At 63.1% G+C, this 14,801-nt stretch carries 17 protein-coding genes and 2 pseudogenes; 11 read left to right on the top strand and 8 right to left on the bottom strand.

The window, feature by feature from the left end:
- The first annotated feature begins 22 nt into the window (after window positions 1-22).
- From SM755_RS06665 to SM755_RS06645, 5 genes are all read left to right on the top strand, one after another.
- A complete protein-coding gene (locus SM755_RS06665) occupies window positions 23-409 on the top strand; it encodes a DUF188 domain-containing protein (RefSeq protein WP_323171982.1) in 387 nt (128 codons plus the stop codon).
- A complete protein-coding gene (locus SM755_RS06660; protein WP_006107702.1) occupies window positions 410-979 on the top strand; it encodes a DNA-directed RNA polymerase in 570 nt (189 codons plus the stop codon).
- A 2-nt stretch (window positions 980-981) separates the two neighbouring features.
- Window positions 982-1,179: a transcription elongation factor subunit Spt4 gene (gene spt4 / locus SM755_RS06655; RefSeq protein WP_006107700.1), complete on the top strand. Its 198-nt coding sequence runs from the start codon at window positions 982-984 to the stop codon at window positions 1,177-1,179.
- Window positions 1,180-1,193: 14 nt separating this feature from the next.
- Window positions 1,194-1,778, top strand: a complete 585-nt coding sequence (locus tag SM755_RS06650; protein ID WP_323171981.1) for a GTP-dependent dephospho-CoA kinase family protein — start codon at window positions 1,194-1,196, stop codon at window positions 1,776-1,778.
- Window positions 1,779-1,895: 117 nt separating this feature from the next.
- Window positions 1,896-2,258 carry a hypothetical protein gene (locus tag SM755_RS06645; protein WP_323171980.1) on the top strand — a complete coding sequence of 121 codons (363 nt, stop codon included), beginning with the start codon at window positions 1,896-1,898 and terminating at the stop codon, window positions 2,256-2,258.
- Between the two features lie 19 nt (window positions 2,259-2,277).
- Here SM755_RS06645 and SM755_RS06640 read toward each other — a convergent pair.
- Window positions 2,278-2,688 (bottom strand): annotated as a pseudogene (locus SM755_RS06640) (fumarylacetoacetate hydrolase family protein); the annotation flags it as partial.
- A gap of 59 nt (window positions 2,689-2,747) precedes the next feature.
- On the opposite strand from SM755_RS06640, the pseudogene SM755_RS06635 reads away from it, so the two are divergent.
- Window positions 2,748-2,916 (top strand): annotated as a pseudogene (locus tag SM755_RS06635) (DDE-type integrase/transposase/recombinase); the annotation flags it as partial.
- Between the two features lie 182 nt (window positions 2,917-3,098).
- On the opposite strand, the gene SM755_RS06630 reads toward SM755_RS06635, so the two are convergent.
- Window positions 3,099-3,530 (bottom strand): hypothetical protein, encoded by a 432-nt coding sequence (locus SM755_RS06630; protein ID WP_323171979.1) that lies wholly within the window; start codon window positions 3,528-3,530, stop codon window positions 3,099-3,101.
- A 350-nt stretch (window positions 3,531-3,880) separates the two neighbouring features.
- Here SM755_RS06630 and SM755_RS06625 point away from each other — a divergent pair, with 350 nt between their 5' ends.
- Window positions 3,881-4,966, top strand: a complete 1,086-nt coding sequence (locus SM755_RS06625; RefSeq protein ID WP_323171978.1) for a geranylgeranyl reductase family protein — start codon at window positions 3,881-3,883, stop codon at window positions 4,964-4,966.
- Between the two features lie 6 nt (window positions 4,967-4,972).
- Here the strand turns inward: SM755_RS06625 and SM755_RS06620 are convergent, their stop codons facing one another.
- Window positions 4,973-5,710, bottom strand: coding sequence for a hypothetical protein (locus tag SM755_RS06620; protein WP_323171977.1), 738 nt, complete (start codon window positions 5,708-5,710; stop codon window positions 4,973-4,975).
- A 124-nt stretch (window positions 5,711-5,834) separates the two neighbouring features.
- On the opposite strand from SM755_RS06620, the gene SM755_RS06615 reads away from it, so the two are divergent.
- On the top strand, window positions 5,835-7,325 hold the full coding sequence (locus SM755_RS06615) for an MATE family efflux transporter (RefSeq protein ID WP_323171976.1): 1,491 nt from the start codon (window positions 5,835-5,837) through the stop codon (window positions 7,323-7,325).
- Between the two features lie 69 nt (window positions 7,326-7,394).
- On the opposite strand, the gene SM755_RS06610 is transcribed toward SM755_RS06615, so the two are convergent.
- The 4 genes from SM755_RS06610 to SM755_RS06595 form a co-directional block, all read right to left on the bottom strand.
- On the bottom strand, window positions 7,395-8,825 hold the full coding sequence (locus SM755_RS06610; RefSeq protein ID WP_323171975.1) for an FAD-binding oxidoreductase: 1,431 nt from the start codon (window positions 8,823-8,825) through the stop codon (window positions 7,395-7,397).
- 112 nt (window positions 8,826-8,937) lie between these two features.
- Complete coding sequence (locus SM755_RS06605) at window positions 8,938-9,342, bottom strand: hypothetical protein (protein ID WP_323171974.1); 405 nt, start codon at window positions 9,340-9,342, stop codon at window positions 8,938-8,940.
- Between the two features lie 156 nt (window positions 9,343-9,498).
- Window positions 9,499-10,608: an aminomethyltransferase family protein gene (locus tag SM755_RS06600; RefSeq protein ID WP_323171973.1), complete on the bottom strand. Its 1,110-nt coding sequence runs from the start codon at window positions 10,606-10,608 to the stop codon at window positions 9,499-9,501.
- A 66-nt stretch (window positions 10,609-10,674) separates the two neighbouring features.
- Window positions 10,675-10,974 (bottom strand): DUF6432 family protein, encoded by a 300-nt coding sequence (locus tag SM755_RS06595; protein WP_323171972.1) that lies wholly within the window; start codon window positions 10,972-10,974, stop codon window positions 10,675-10,677.
- Between the two features lie 191 nt (window positions 10,975-11,165).
- On the opposite strand from SM755_RS06595, the gene SM755_RS06590 reads away from it, so the two are divergent.
- From SM755_RS06590 to SM755_RS06580, 3 genes are all read left to right on the top strand, one after another.
- A complete protein-coding gene (locus tag SM755_RS06590; protein ID WP_323171971.1) occupies window positions 11,166-12,335 on the top strand; it encodes a hypothetical protein in 1,170 nt (389 codons plus the stop codon).
- 168 nt (window positions 12,336-12,503) lie between these two features.
- Window positions 12,504-12,887, top strand: coding sequence for a DUF5611 family protein (locus SM755_RS06585; protein WP_006665596.1), 384 nt, complete (start codon window positions 12,504-12,506; stop codon window positions 12,885-12,887).
- A gap of 218 nt (window positions 12,888-13,105) precedes the next feature.
- Complete coding sequence (locus SM755_RS06580; RefSeq protein ID WP_006665595.1) at window positions 13,106-13,294, top strand: hypothetical protein; 189 nt, start codon at window positions 13,106-13,108, stop codon at window positions 13,292-13,294.
- Window positions 13,295-13,346: 52 nt separating this feature from the next.
- On the opposite strand, the gene SM755_RS06575 is transcribed toward SM755_RS06580, so the two are convergent.
- Complete coding sequence (locus SM755_RS06575; protein ID WP_323171970.1) at window positions 13,347-14,678, bottom strand: dicarboxylate/amino acid:cation symporter; 1,332 nt, start codon at window positions 14,676-14,678, stop codon at window positions 13,347-13,349.
- Between the last annotated feature and the right edge of the window lie 123 nt (window positions 14,679-14,801).

The following is a 14,801-nucleotide window of genomic DNA, read 5'->3' as shown; positions in this document are numbered from 1 at the left end:
ACCACTACACGACACGATCACGATGAGCACCCGGGTCGCCCTCGATACGAGCGCGCTGATGATGCCAGTCGAACTCGACGTCAGACTGTTCGACGAACTCGAGCGGCTCCTCGATTCGTTCGAACCGACGACGCCGCAGGCGGTCATCGAAGAACTTCGCCGGCTCTCCGAGAAGGGCGGCCGCGAAGGCACCGCCGCGAACGTCGGTCACGATCTGGCGACCGAACGCTGTCTCGTCGTCGACACCGAGGCATCCTACGCCGACGACGCGCTGGTTGAACTCGCCCGCGAGGGCGCTATCGACTACGTCGTCACGAACGATCGGCCACTACGCGATCGGGTACTCGAAGCGAAGAGACCGGTAATTGCATTACGCGGGAGAAACAAGTTAGCGATCACTCAACCATAGATGTACAAACGGGTTAGATTGAAGGATACGGTGGAGGTACCGCCGGAGGAGCTCGGCGACGTGTCGCCGACGCTCGTCAAGCGACTGCTACAGGACAAACTCGAGGGACGAATGGACGAGGAAGTCGGCAGCATCGTCTCCGTCACCGAGGTGCGCGATATCGGTGAAGGGACCGTGCTTCCGAACCGCCCGGGCGTCTACTACGAGGCCGATTTCGACGCCGTCACGTTCGACCCACAGATGCAGGAAGTCGTCGACGGAACCGTCGTCGAAGTCGTCGAGTTCGGCGCGTTCGTCGGGATCGGTCCCGTCGACGGCCTGCTTCACGTCTCCCAGATCAGCGACGAGTATCTGGCCTTCGACGCCGAGAACCAACAGCTCGCCTCGAACGAATCGAACCGCACGCTCGGTGTCGACGACGCGATTCGCGCCCGCATCGTCACCAAAAGCATCGACGAGCGCAACCCACGCGACTCGAAAATCGGGCTGACGGCAAAACAGCCCGGCCTCGGCAAGCACGGCTGGCTCGAGGAAGACCACGAAAAGCGCGAAGCGACCGCAGGTGAGTAACAATGGCATCCGACCGTCTCGTCTGTCGCGAGTGTCACCGGGTCAACGATCCGGACAGCGAGACCTGTGACGCCTGTAACTCCTCGTCACTGACGGAGGACTGGGCCGGCTACGTCGTCATCGCCCACCCCGAAGACAGCGAGATTGCAAGCGAAATGCAGGTCACCGAGCCCGGCGCGTACGCGCTCAAGGTTCGGTAATCGCCACAGCCGCCGTGACACCCGACGATAGCAGTTCGACCGACGCCAGCAAACGCGACTACGAGGAGCTACTGGTGCTGCCCACGGAACTTCGCCACGAGCTCAAAGAGCCGATGGGCCCGATCGAAACCGACGCCGACCGCCTTCTCGAAACCGTCGACGGCCCACTCATCACCGTCGGGGACGTCGTCACCTACCACCTTCTCGCGGCCGGCCGCGTTCCCGACGTTGCGTTCGTCGACGAACGAACGAAACGCGACGCCGTCGACGCAGAGATCCGTGAGACCGTCGCAACCGAGCCGACCCACGAAGTCATCAATCCGCCGGCTGAACTCTCTGGCGACGTGATTCGCGCGCTACGGGAGGGACTCGCGTCCGACGAGCCCGCGACGGTGCTGGTCGACGGCGAGGAGGATCTCGTTGCCGTCCCCGCAATTGCCGCCGCGCCCGAGGGTGCAAGCGTCGTCTACGGCCAGCCCGACGAGGGGATGGTCCACGTGACGGTGACCGCCGAGCATCGCGCGGAGATGCGCGATCTGCTCGAGCGCTTCGACGGCGATGTCGAGCGGCTCTGGGAGTTGCTCGAAATTCGATCGTAGAATCGTAGAATCGTAGAATCGACCGCACGAACTCTCCTTTGGGCTTCGAATTGCGATTCGCGATAGCGGTTCGCAGCGATCCAGAAAACGTATTACCTGACGGACGTGTTCCCCACTATGAGAAGGGCGATCAGTGCCGCGCTCGGGATCGGGCTGGCAATCGGCGGGTCGTTATACGTCATGTTCGATTCGAACTTGTTCCTGATCGCCGCCGTCGTCGCACTATACACCGGGTGGGGCTACTTCGCCGTGCGGTATCGCCGAGTACTGATGCACGAGTTCCCGCAGTTCGATCAATCGAGGGATCGACTCGGGTACGCAATCGGTCTGTTCGGTCTGAGCATCGGGCCTATCGCGTTCAGCCAGCAGTTCACTGCGGGCGACCTCAGCATCCAATTGTTCGTCGGCTACATCGGTGTCGTCGGCTTTTTGCACACCGCAAGCGCCGCGGCCGCCGAGGGCGAGAGCGAATCACAGTAAGACCGCAAACGGAGATCAACTATGCGACGATCGTGTGCTCGAGTACGCCGATCCCCGCTATTTCGAGTGCAACGGTATCGCCGTCTTCGAGCCACCGCCCGAGTTCAAGTCCGCAGCCTTCGCCGACGGTGCCGCTGCCGATGACGTCTCCGGGGAAGAGCGTCTCGGACGCGGAAACGTGTTCGACGATGTCGGCGAAGGAGTGGTACATCTCGTCGACGGTGCCGTCGAACCACACCTCGCCGTCGACGCGAGCGGTCATCGAGGCCTCGAGCACGTCGATGTCTGCTGCGGGAACGAGGTAGGGACTGAGCCCGTTTGCGAAGTCCTTGCCTTTCGCCGGTCCGAGTCGTCCGTTCATCTCCTCGCCCTGGATATCGCGGGCGCTGAAGTCGTTGAAGATCGTGTAGCCGGCGATGCATTCCTCGGCGAACACTTTCTAGTTGAGCCAGTTTGAGAAGATGAGAAGTTCTTGTTGCAAGTGTCACCATCATCTGCCTGCTTGGCGTAGATCGGTCGCATCAGGCGATCTGGCAGTGGAAAGAACGGCTAGCCGGCAGCGCTCCAGACCGCCGACGGCTTCGCCGTCGCGGTTGACGAAACCGCTGTCCAGATCACCGGTAACTGGTGCTGGGTGTATGCCGCGATCAATATTGAAATTGCTACTGGATATAGAGTTGTCGCTCTTGTGTAGTACATTGTTGAGGTAGAGCCATCTTGTGATTCTATAGTGAACTGAGCGAGACTAGCATCCGGTCGTTGGGCGATCAGACGGTCAGTCTCTATTCCAACTCCGCTATGGAGAACTTCAACAATCTCCTACAGAAGAGCGTATGAGGATTACGGGCAATCATACCAAGGTTCGATCGTATCATCTTGAAGCGTGAGTCCGATATCCTTGATACCACAATCAAATGCCGGTCCCATCTCGGGATCATAGTTCCATGTTTTTGATATACCATTCTTTGTAAAGGCCATAATCTCTGAAGGTTCCTCTTCAATAGCTTTTTCTGAAGAAAAAGTACCAGGCTCAAGTATGAATGTGTGTCTAAATATAATATCATTGTCCCCACTAACTATAACTGACACATATTCGCGGTCGTCTGTAGAATTATCCACACCCACTTCAGCTATCTCTGATTTCTTCTTTGACTGGCTTAGTGGTATATAATTCGAGCAACCCGATATCGACATAGCCATTGCGACGCTCGAAGTTGTGAGTAGTTTTCTTCGTCTCATAATTCTTGCAAACTCAGGCTGTTTTTTAGACATTAGTTAACTAATCATCGTATTGAATCCCCTATAAACCTATTGTTAGCATTGATAGTTAGAAAAGCAAATATCAACCAAGACTGTCTAGTAGCGTTCCGAGTCTACTCTGCCTCGGCGATTGTTTTGGAAAATCGAACGCGACGCGAGTTCAGGGATAGAGATACACTAAGCGGTCCACGTTTGGACGCTGCTAGACTTGGTAGACTATGGAAGAACACATAACAATACGTGACTAATTCACAGGGAAGTTCGAGAGACGGAAGGGCGGCGACCCCTCCTGTGGAGGGGTTCTCACCAGCTAGTGCAGCCGTTCGACAGGCTATTTACCGACAGCCGTGAACGTGACGGACATGTACGATTTCGTCGTGGTGGGCGTCGGCCCCGCCGGCGCGCGGTTCGCCCGGCGGGCCGCCGAGAAGGGCTTTGACGTACTCGCGCTCGAACAGGGAACGATCGGGGTGCCACTCGCCTGTTCCGGACACGTCAGCACCGACATCTGGGACTTTACCGGTCCCGGTGCACGCGAAGAACTCTTCCAGAACGAAATCTACGGCGCGCGATTCCACGTCGGCGGTCCACACAGCGACGCCTACCCCTTCTACATGCGAGACGTCGCCTCGAACGTCATCGACCGCGTCGGCCTCGACCGCCACCTCGCCGAACTCGCACGCGAGGCCGGCGCGGACATCCGCGAGGAACACACTGTCACCGGCGTTCGCGAGCACCGCGACCGCGTCGAAATCGTCGCCAGCGGCCCAGACGGCACCGTCACCCACGAAGCCAAGATGGTCGCCGGCTGCGACGGCCCCCGCTCGCGTGTGCGAGGTGAACTCGGGCTTCCGGAACCCGACGAGTTCCTCCACGGCGTGCTCGCCTTTTCCGACGAGGCGGACGAGCAGGATTTCGTCGACGTGCACCTCACGCCGCCGACGTTTTTCGCCTGGCGGATTCCGCGAGGTGAGGCCGGCGTCGAGTACGGGCTGGCAGCGCCGCCGGGCGTGCAGGTGACGAAGCATTTCGAGGAACTGATCGACGGGTACGAGATCGACGTGTCACACCGCTGTTCGGGGGCGATTCCGATCGGGCCGGCGGATCGCGTGACGAGTCGGCGGGGCTTTCTCATCGGCGATGCGGCCGCACAGACGAAGCCGTTCACCGGCGGCGGCATCCTTTACGGCATGACGAGCGCAGACCACGCCGCCCGCGAGATCGATCCCGATCGGCCGACGACGCTTCCGGCCTACGAGCGCGCCTGGCGCGAGGACTTAGAACGCGAACAGCGATTGGGTCACTGGATTCGTCGGGCGTACTCGTTTCCAGAACCCGTCCAGCACGTCGGCCTCGGGGCGCTCTCGGGCGAAATCGGCGTCCACATGGATCGGCCGACCTCGCTGGCCTCGGTCGAGCACCTGAAGGCGTTGCTTTCCTGGCGCTGAGTACGATCAGTACCGGGTCGTATCGTCGTCATTGCCGTAATCATCGTAATCGTCGTAATCGTCGTAACCATCGTAATCGTCGTAACCATCGTAATCGGCATCGGTGCCGTACGTCGCGCCGTCTCGTCCGCGGCGCTTGCGACGACTGCGACGGCCGCCACGCTGTGTCGAACCGTCATCGATCACCGCCATCGCGAGCGTTCCGATACCGATACTTGAGATCACGAACGCGACGATTTCGCCGAGAAGAGGAACGAATCCGGTGATCGCGGCGACGACAATCGCGACGGCTAACGCCGATGACCACCGCTCAGAGACGAGTCGGCCGACGGCGAGATAGCCGAGTTCACCGCCGACGAGCGCCACGATAGCAAAGACCAGCGCCAGCGGAACGGCGAGGAGAATCCCGATCACCGTAATCGCCAACAGGAGAACCGCACCGAGAAAGCCGATCAGGGTAAGGAGACCGTAGCCGAACGCGGCTCCCGGCCGATCGAGGGCGGTATCGGTCAACCTCCGGGTCCGATCGGGAGCGAATGCGATCAACAGTCCACCGATGACGAGCGTGGTGAGCGCACTCCCGATGGCGCTGGTGAACAACGACCCGATCACGGCATCCGTGCCGACGCGAGTGCCGTTCGGATCGGGCTGAGCGAGGACCGGTACTGCCGAAACCAGCAGCAGCGATATCGCCGTGAGTGTGAAACCGGCGGCCGCGCGAGAGGAGACAGAGGGCGAACGCATACCGAAATACTGCGATGTTCGGATAATAAGTCTTCCCGTTCTGTCATGTCCTCGCCTCTGAACGACGGCTCCCGCGGGACACCAAACGACAGACCGAAGGACGCGGTCCCGAAACGGACACGCGATGACGGGGCGAGTGACCGGCGTCGTGGCGTTCGTCGCGAATCTCTTCGAGCGTCTCGGTATCATCGACGCCGAGCGATTCCGCCCGACGATGGAACTAGCGTGGCCGCGGATTATCACCGGCTTCGCGATCATGTCGAAGCAGACGGCCGACCTGGCCATGGTCGGTACCGCCGTCGGCACCGCCGGCACTGCAGGGCTGGCGTACGCGCTCGCCTACTGGGAACTCGTGACGATGCTCGGTCTCGGTCTCGCGGGCGGCACCGTCTCGCTCGTTTCGCAGAACTACGGCGGCGAGGCGACCGACCGCGCGTCGCTCGTCGTCACCCAGAGCGTCCTGCTCGCCGTCGTTTTTGCCCTTCCGGTCGTAGCCGTCTTCCTCGCGTTCCCGAACGCGTTGATCGAACTCCTCGGCTCGAAAGCGGCACCGATCGATCACGGGCGCACCTACCTCGTGTTCGTCGCGCCGGCGGCGCTGTTCGAACTCTGCAACCTCATCGCCAGTCGCACCTACACCGGCGTCGGCGACACGTTCACCGAAATGGTCGCCCGCGCCGGCGGCGCGGTGCTCAACGTCCTCCTGAGCGGCCTGCTGATCTTCGGCTTCGGACTGGGCGTCGCCGGCGCGGCGATCGGGACGACGCTTTCGACCGGGTTCGTCACGGTTGTCCTCGCGTGGGGGATGACCGGCCGCTCGTACGGCTGGCTCGGCATGGCGCCGAGTCCCGTCCCCATCACCGCAGACGGACCGTGGATCGATCGCGAACTCATCCGCGAACTGATCGAGATTTCGCTGCCCGAAATCGGCCGCCGGCTCGCGGCCGGTGCCGTCGTCTTCCCGCTGCTGTGGATCGCCGCTACCTTCGGGCCGGTCATCGTCACGGCCCTCGAAGTCGGTCGGCGCGTCCGCGGTCTGATCAACAGCGTCAACTGGGGACTCTCGCTCGCGGCGAGTTCACTTGTCGGCCAGCACCTCGGGTCAAGCGAGGAGGGGGAAGCGGCCGCCTACGGGACGGCAATTATTCGGCTCTCGGTCGTCCTCTACGCCGGGATCGCGGCGCTGGTGATCGTGCTCTCGGAGCCGATCGCGGTCCCCTTCGTCTCCGAGTCGAGCGAGGTGCCGGCGGCAGCGGCGTTCGTCGCCGTCGGCGCGGTGAGTTCGATCGGGTTCGGACTCGACGGCGCGGCAGCGGGCGTCCTCCTCGGGGCCGGCGATACGCGCCTGCCGTTTCTCGCCTCGCTGGCGGGGCGATATCTGTTCGCGATACCGGCCGCGTTGCTGGGCCCGGTCACGCCGCTCGGCATCGCGGCGCTGTACCTCGCGCTCCTGCTCGAGACGTACGTGCCGGGCGGGATCAACTACTGGCTGGTCAGGCGCGGCCGGTGGAAGGCCGTGAGCCGCCGCTACCGACCGTCGACGACCGGGTCCGAAACCGAGGTCGAGGTCGGGACTGGAGCGGAGGACGAAGCCAAGAAAGAGACCGAAGACTGAACTCGGTCCGTCCGGCGGTCACTGCACACGTCGCCTCACGTCTCGTCACGGCAGGCCATCGGACCGTTGTCAGTCGTCGTTCCGCTCCGAGAGCGCCTCGTTCCCCACGAACAGGGTCTCCGGATCGAAGGTTGCCTTCAGATCTCCGAGACGCGCGGCGTTCTCCCCGTAGAGCAGCGCCCCAGGATCCTCGTTCATCCCCGGGAAGTTTCCGTACCGGCCCGCGCCGACCGACAGCGCCTGCACGTCGGCGATGGCCTCGCGCGCCCACGTCACGTTCGCGTCGTCGTCCGCGGGGTCCTCCCAGTTCGCCTCGACGGCGAACATGTACGGCTTGTCCCGGTGCCAAAACGCGGTCGCGTCCTGGGGAATCTCGCCGACCGCACCGTCTAAGTGCCAGAGGTCGACCGTCGAGAGCTCGGACGGCGCGGATTCGTTGTACCGGACCATGACATCGACGAGTTCGTCGGTAACCTCCGTCACGTAGATCGACTTCCAGTAGTACCGAAGCCCATCGGGGTAGTCCTCATCGAGCATCGACTGCAGATCGGTAAACGCCATCGGCCCGCTGAAGTCGACGATCGGGGTGAGCCCCGTTCGGAGCGGCTCAAAAATGGACTCGGCGTCCATGAGGTCGCCGCGGAACGACCCGAGGAACGCGACCGCGGTCTCGCCCCACGCCGACTCGGGAAACTCCTCGAGTTCGGGAACGTGTGCAGCGACCGCGAGAGCGCCTGCGGTCCGCGGGGCGGTCTCGGTCCACTCCCGGAACCGATCGACCGCCCGGTGTGCCTCGTCGCCGCGGAACCAGGCGAAGAACGCGTACACCTCGGGACCGACCTCGTGGAGGCTGAACTCGAACGACGTAACGACGCCGAACGCGCCGCCACCGCCGCGAACGCCCCAGAACAGGTCTTCGTTCCGGGCCGCACTCGCCGTGCGAACTCGTCCATCCGCGGTGACGATATCCACGCTGACCAGGTTGTCGAGCGCCAGCCCATACTGGCGGCTGAGATGACCGTAGCCGCCGTTGAGCGTCAGCCCCGCCACGCCGGTCTTCGAAACGGCACCGAGCGGTGTCGCGAGACCGAACAGCTGGGTTTCGCGGTCGACATCGGCGAGCGTCGCGCCGCCTTCGACGCGGACCGTCCCCGCCTCGCGGTCGACGCGAACGCCGTTCATCGCCGAGAGATCGACGACGAGCCCGCCGTCGACGACGGCCGTGCCGGAAACGTTGTGGCCACCGCCGCGAACCCCGACGCTGAACTCGTGCTCGCGGGCGAAGTTCACCGCCGCAACGACGTCGGCGACGCCCGAACAGCGGACGATGATCGCGGGATACTTGTCGATCATGCCGTTCCAGAGCCGGCGAGCGTCGTCGTACGGTGGATCCGACGGAAGCACGATCTCGCCCGAAAATTCCTCTTTGAACGACCGAACGGCATCGCTCGGGAGGCGAGCGAGTGATCTCTCACCAGGTGTATCGGTAGCAGTTGCCATGTGACGGCGTACGCTCCCGGCGAAGATAACTGAGTCGCTATTCCCACGCATACCCGACTGTCTCGGGCTCTGACGGCCGATTTGGTAGGTATCGATCCGACAGTTCGCCAGTTTATGCGGTGCCGACGACACCGCAGGTAATTGAACTCGGATCAACCAGTTCCACGCCGTCGACGGCATCGGTCGGCAGCAACAGGACGGTGTCCTCAGGCAACGACTCCTCGACGCGAACCGGATGGCCGAGCGCGTCCTCGAGTTCAGCGACGGAGAGATCAGCCTCAGCGACGGACGAGTCAGCCTCGGTAGCGTCGGTTGGGAGGACGAAGACGAGTTCGGCCGGTCGGTCGTGGTCGGTTTCGGCCATTTCGAGCAGTGCGGACAGCGCGTCGGCATCGAGCGATTCGAGCGAACGGATGGTCACGCGCTCGGTGTCGGAACCGGGTGCGTCGGCCGACTGCGTGCGAACGCGGTCCGCGAGTTCCGCGAAATCGGTGTCGTCGAAGTCGGAGTCGGTCATAGTCGACCGTGCACTCTCGCCGCCCTTGAGCGTGGGCCCGGCCAGTTCCGGTGCGGGTTCCGGTTCTGGTTCTCGTTTGGGGTCCGAGTCCGAGTCCGGGTCCGATTGTAACTCCGCTTCCAGGCCCGACCCGCCACCGACGCCACCGAACCGCGATTACGGATACACCGGCAAGCGGGCGGAGTCGTCCGACCCGTCGACGAACGGCAGTTCGGTCCGCACTGCCGGCACCTCCTCGCCATCGACGCGGACGGTGACCGCATCGGCTTCGAGACCGAACTCGACGAGCGCGAGCGCGATCGGTGACTCGAGAATCGGGCTGACGCCCGCCCGCGTAATCTCGCCGATGGAGGCATCGCCGTCGAAGACGGCCGCGCCGGCTTCGGGGACGAGTTCAGTTACCGCCTCGCCGCCGTGTTCGAGCGTTAGCCCGACCAGCCGCCGGCTGGGCTGGCCCTGGTTTTCGACGCGCGAGACGACTTCCTGGCCGACGTAACAGCCCTTTTCGAAGTCGAGGGCGGTGCGCAGGCCGAGCACGTTCGGTATCGTCCCCTCGAGTTCAGTTTCGAACAGCGGGGTGCCGGCCTCGAGACAGAGGCTGTCCCAGGTTCGATAGCCGAACGGGGCGGCGTTCATGCCCTGGTTCAACAGCGTGTCGTAGACCGCCTCGGCGTCGGCGGCGGCGCAGACGACCTCGTAACTCTCCTCGCCCGTTAGCGCGTCCGTTCGGATGACGGTGACGCCCTCATCGCCCATCGTGCCGCGGACGAACGAAAAGCGCTCGTCGGGCGAGGCGGCACCGTTTAAGACGCTCGCGACTTTCTCGGTCGCCTTCGGGCCGTGGATGCCGAAGATTGCGAACTCGTCGGTCGCGACGTCGATCTCGACGTCCTGAATGAAGACCTTCTCGGACCAGTCGGCGGCGAGGTCCGCGGCGGTTCCGGGCGGCGTAAAGAGCAGGAGTCGTTCGCCGGCGTTGTAGACGTAGAGTTCGATCTCGATGCCGCCCTGCGGGTCGAGGACGAGCGCGTAACAGCCCCGGCCGTCGGTTTCGGGAACGCGGTTCGAGACGACGTTGTCGACGTACTCGCGGCGGTCGTCGCCGGTGACGACGATGACGTCGGAGGCGAGTTCGAGCAGTCCGACGCCGTTGCGAACCGCTCGATGGGTTCGTGCCGGGCGTCCGAAGTCCTCGACAATCGTCCGGCCGCCCCGCTCGCCGAACGTCGCCCCGTGATCCTCGTGAACGGACGAAATAAGGCTCATACGTTCGGACAGGGGCCAGGTCCCCACAGGCGTTTCGATTCGAATGGCCGAACGGGGCGGTTCGGCTCAGAACGGAAAGCGGTCCCGGAGCCAGTCGCCGATGGATTGGTTGTCGTCCTCCGTCGTCGGCTCGTCGGGAACGACGCGCTCGTCCGGTTTGATCAGCGTCTCGCTCCCGGTCGTTTCGACGACGATCAGGTCGTCGTCTTTCAACGTCGCGAGGGCGTCCTCCAGGTCGTCGATTTCGACTTCGACGGCGGCCCGGAGTTCGAGGACGGACATCCCGTCGTCGGTGCGGTCGACGAGCGCATCGAGGACCGCAACCTCCGTCCGCTCCCGGTCTCGGTACTCCGGCTTTGCTCTCATCGGTGTCCGTTGCTAGCTTCGACGACCTGGGATTTGACGTTTGTTGTTACCGCCGACGGCGACGACGAGTACGGGTTTCTGAGCGTGTCTATTCGAGAGCAGTCTCAAGAGCCATCAGCCCCGTAACATGACACGAAACGGGACGGTTCAGGCGGTACGTTTTTTATGGCCAGGCTCGGTACGATGGGACAATGGTCCTGCGATGTTCGCTGCTCGGGCACGACTACGGCGAGTCCGAAGTCGACCGCGAGCGCGAAGAACGGGGCAGTGAGGTCGTCGTCACCGTCCAGGAGTACGAGGAGTGTGTTCGCTGCGGTGACAGACACGTCATCAGTGAGAACACCGAAGTGACGAGTCTCTCGGCAGCGCGGGCGGCCGAGCCCGACGCTCGGAGCGAGCCGAACGAGACTGCGGCGACGGACCGAGAACTGCCTTCCGAGAGTGATACCGACACTGGCACAGCCACGAAGACCGAGCCGCCCGCATCGACGGCTCCCCAGCAGGAACGCGCTGAGCGGGACGGATCCGTCCACGACCAGGGATCCAATCCGGCGTCTGACTCGATTACCGATGACGCGACGATTATCGACGCCGATACTGACGCCGACGCCGATCCGGATCCCGATGCGACTACGGGCAGCGAGACGGAGTCCGAGCCAGCGATCGACGCGAATACAGACGGTGACAGCGTCGACCGTCCCGACGGCGAGGATACCGACGGTACTCGAGACATCCCGACCGACGAGAACGGCGAGCCGATCACCGACGACGGCGAGATTCTCGAAGACGACGACCCCGAACCCGAACGCAACCGGGACAGGGAACACGGCGAGTGGCCCGACTCCGAGGACGTCGGCCCGCCCGTCGATGACGACCCCAACCGCGGCGAGTGGCCCGATACGGACGACTACGAGACGAACTCGACCGAGGACGATGCCGTCGTCCTCGAACACGATTCGACCGCCTACGAAGACCAGTCGGCAGTTGACGCCAGAACGGTAACGGCAGATCCCGCCGGCAGCGACGCACAGTTCAGCGCCGGCGAGACGGACTCGGGCATCGGTGCGAATACCGTCACCGGCGAGGCCAGTACCGGTCGGTCCGGTGAGGCCCCCACGAGCGGTCCGAGTTCAAGCGCCGACCCCGGTACTGACACCGGCACCGGCACCGGTATCGAACGCGTCAGCGACGCCCCCGCACCCGGCGACTCGAGTCCCCCGACAGAGGACGTTCCCACCGAGTTCTACTGCCCGCGCTGTGACTTCGTCACCACGGGCGACCGCGGCTCGCTTCGCACCGGCGACATCTGTCCGGAGTGTCGAAAAGGATACCTCGGCGAGCGGGCACAGCATAGCGAGTGACGGACTGTCTGGCGAGTGACTGTTCGATCGCTCAGCGCTGACGGGTGCAGCCAGATCGGTTTCACCGCCCTTCCTTTTTCCGACCGCAATCGTCCTCGCAGAACCTGTTGAACACCGACAACATCGAGTATGAAAAGAGGTAAACACTCCCCCGTGTATCTCCAATCCATGAAGGAGTACAAGATGCGTCGCGGTGAATATCTCGAAGAGCGAATTCCTGACATGGAGTCGACAGTCGAGGACTACTTCGGCCCGATCACGGAGACCCAGGAGTTCAAGGGCAGCGACCTCTACGTCATCGGCGAACCCGACAACCCCGTCTTCGAGAAAATCGTCGCCGGCACCGTCGAATACTCCGGGAAGAAGGACAAACTCGGCGTCGAGTTCCACGAACGCGATCCGACCGAACTCGAACCGGACGAACTCGAAGCCGCCGGCGAGGCCGTCGATGCGAAAAACGACTTCCTGCTCGAGGCAACCGGCCGCGACGCAAAGGCCCGCCGCGATTCGCTAAAGCGGTCGGTCGAAGACGATCCGGACCACGATTTCTAAGCGTTCTCACGCGGTTTGTTCGCGGCCTGGACAGTCGGTCGTCGTCGGTTCGAGACGTTCAGCAAGCGACTCGGGATTGAGACAACTCTCTAGCGGAGAGAATACGGAACGCTTCCAGAACCTGGAACGCAGAACTCACCACCCAGAATATAGAACCCGGTACCCAGAAGAACCGACGTTCCGAAACGGCTATTGGCCACACGTCGAATACGCCACCAATGGATCTCGCTGCGTTCGGACTCGCGACACTGACCGCACACGTCGGGTTTGCAGTATTCGTAACGGCCCACGCGTTCCTGACGGATCGCCCGGCGGGCAACTGGCCCTACATCACGCTCGGCCTCGGCATCGCCGGGGTCGCAGGCTACTTCTTCTACGACCGGTCGCCGACAGCGAACTCGAACTGAACTCGTCACGACTCCCGCTGGACGCGCCGCGGTCCGCGCGTCTCAATCCGTTTTAATCCGTTGTCACACCGCGCGTTTCACCGCCATCACCACCGGGATCGCCATCAGCCCAGACGCCCTCGCTGAACTCGATCGAGTTCGTCCACTTGCCGACGACGGAGGAGACGGCGAGGTCGCCGGTGACGTTGTTCATAGTTGCGATCCGTCCCAGGATCGGGTCGACGCCGGCGACGAAACCGACGATCTCCAGGGGAAGTCCGACTGCGTTCAGGATGACGGTGAGCATGATCAGCCCCGCGCCCGGAATGCCGGCAGTCCCGATGCTAATGACGATCACCGTAAAGAGGATCATGACCTGCTCACCGAGGCCCAGCGAGACGCCGACCAGGTTCGCCGCGAAGACCGCCGTGACAGCCTGTCGAATCGCCGCGCCGTCCATGTTGATCGTCGCGCCGAGCGGGAGCCCGAACCCGTAGACCGATTCGTCGATCCGCAGGTTCTCCTCGGCGTCCGTGATCGTCACCGGCAACGTTCCGCTCGAGGAGCGGATCGTAAACGCCGTCACCATCGCGTCCTTCGCGCCGGCGAGAAACGCGAGCGGCGACTGACCCAGAACGCCCACGGTCAACAGGCCGAGATAGGTGACGGTCATGTGCACCGCGACGCCGACCGCGATGACCGCGACGAGTGATGCCAACTGGAGGAGCGCGTCGGACCCGCCCGAGCCGATCGCCGAGGCCATCAGCGCGAAGACGCCGATCACGCCGTACTCCATCACGCCCCAGACGATCTTGAACAGCGCCTGTGTGCCGGCCTCGACGAACGCGAAGAAGCCGTCTACCGCACCGCTTACCGCCTCGTCGGTCGTTTCCGCCCGCACCATCGTCAGCGCGAGTCCGAAGACGACGACGAAGAAGATCGTCGCCAGGATCTCACCGTTGGCCATCGCCGACAGCGGGTTGTCGGGGACGATGCCGAGTACCACCTCCGTCACCGTCGGCGGGTCGGCCGAGTCCGCCTCACCGCCGGTGAACTCGACCGCGTGACCGGGATCGAACAGGTTCGCGACTGCGAGCCCGATGACGGCCGCAATCGTCGTCGTCACGATATACATCCCGACGGTCAACCCGCCGACTTTCCCGAGTTTCGACGGTGTCAGTTTGCGCATCCCGCCCAGCAGCGTAAAGACGATGATCGGGATGATCAGCATCTCGAGCAACTGCAAGAAGAGTTCACCGAGCGGCTCGAGAAGCGTCGCCCGCTCGCCGAAGCCCACTCCGACGAGCGACCCCAGAACGAACGCGACCGCGATTCGATAGATGATCGGTATCGACCGATACGAGCGCCAGATACGTCGTCCGAGCGACGAGTTCGTCTCGCTCATTGACCGGTGTTAGAACGGCGTCGATCAACCGATGTCGGTTCCGGAGAGACTGACCGTCGCCTGTGATGGGCGGCGTGAGGGCGACGACCGGAATCGTGCCGGGTGTGAAGCCTGAAACGGGTA

The organism is Natrialba sp. PRR66, assembly GCF_034808065.1.
Classification (GTDB): Archaea; Halobacteriota; Halobacteria; order Halobacteriales; family Natrialbaceae; genus Natrialba; species Natrialba aegyptia.
The sequence above is the reverse complement of the archived record's forward strand: the minus strand, read 5'-3'. Positions and strand labels throughout refer to the sequence as shown.

What these genes read in the sequence shown, in the direction of transcription:
- spt4 (WP_006107700.1), top strand. Translation starts at nt 982, where the DNA reads ATGGCATCCGACCGTCTCGTCTGTCGCGAGTGTCACCGGGTCAACGAT.
- SM755_RS06585 (WP_006665596.1), top strand. Translation starts at nt 12,504, where the DNA reads ATGAAGGAGTACAAGATGCGTCGCGGTGAATATCTCGAAGAGCGAATT.
- SM755_RS06605 (WP_323171974.1), bottom strand. Translation starts at nt 9,342, where the DNA reads ATGACCGACTCCGACTTCGACGACACCGATTTCGCGGAACTCGCGGAC.
- SM755_RS06630 (WP_323171979.1), bottom strand. Translation starts at nt 3,530, where the DNA reads ATGTCTAAAAAACAGCCTGAGTTTGCAAGAATTATGAGACGAAGAAAA.
- SM755_RS06620 (WP_323171977.1), bottom strand. Translation starts at nt 5,710, where the DNA reads ATGCGTTCGCCCTCTGTCTCCTCTCGCGCGGCCGCCGGTTTCACACTC.
- SM755_RS06665 (WP_323171982.1), top strand. Translation starts at nt 23, where the DNA reads ATGAGCACCCGGGTCGCCCTCGATACGAGCGCGCTGATGATGCCAGTC.
- SM755_RS06615 (WP_323171976.1), top strand. Translation starts at nt 5,835, where the DNA reads ATGACGGGGCGAGTGACCGGCGTCGTGGCGTTCGTCGCGAATCTCTTC.
- SM755_RS06575 (WP_323171970.1), bottom strand. Translation starts at nt 14,678, where the DNA reads ATGAGCGAGACGAACTCGTCGCTCGGACGACGTATCTGGCGCTCGTAT.
- SM755_RS06580 (WP_006665595.1), top strand. Translation starts at nt 13,106, where the DNA reads ATGGATCTCGCTGCGTTCGGACTCGCGACACTGACCGCACACGTCGGG.
- SM755_RS06660 (WP_006107702.1), top strand. Translation starts at nt 410, where the DNA reads ATGTACAAACGGGTTAGATTGAAGGATACGGTGGAGGTACCGCCGGAG.
- SM755_RS06590 (WP_323171971.1), top strand. Translation starts at nt 11,166, where the DNA reads ATGGTCCTGCGATGTTCGCTGCTCGGGCACGACTACGGCGAGTCCGAA.
- SM755_RS06595 (WP_323171972.1), bottom strand. Translation starts at nt 10,974, where the DNA reads ATGAGAGCAAAGCCGGAGTACCGAGACCGGGAGCGGACGGAGGTTGCG.
- SM755_RS06645 (WP_323171980.1), top strand. Translation starts at nt 1,896, where the DNA reads ATGAGAAGGGCGATCAGTGCCGCGCTCGGGATCGGGCTGGCAATCGGC.
- SM755_RS06625 (WP_323171978.1), top strand. Translation starts at nt 3,881, where the DNA reads ATGTACGATTTCGTCGTGGTGGGCGTCGGCCCCGCCGGCGCGCGGTTC.
- SM755_RS06610 (WP_323171975.1), bottom strand. Translation starts at nt 8,825, where the DNA reads ATGGCAACTGCTACCGATACACCTGGTGAGAGATCACTCGCTCGCCTC.
- SM755_RS06600 (WP_323171973.1), bottom strand. Translation starts at nt 10,608, where the DNA reads ATGAGCCTTATTTCGTCCGTTCACGAGGATCACGGGGCGACGTTCGGC.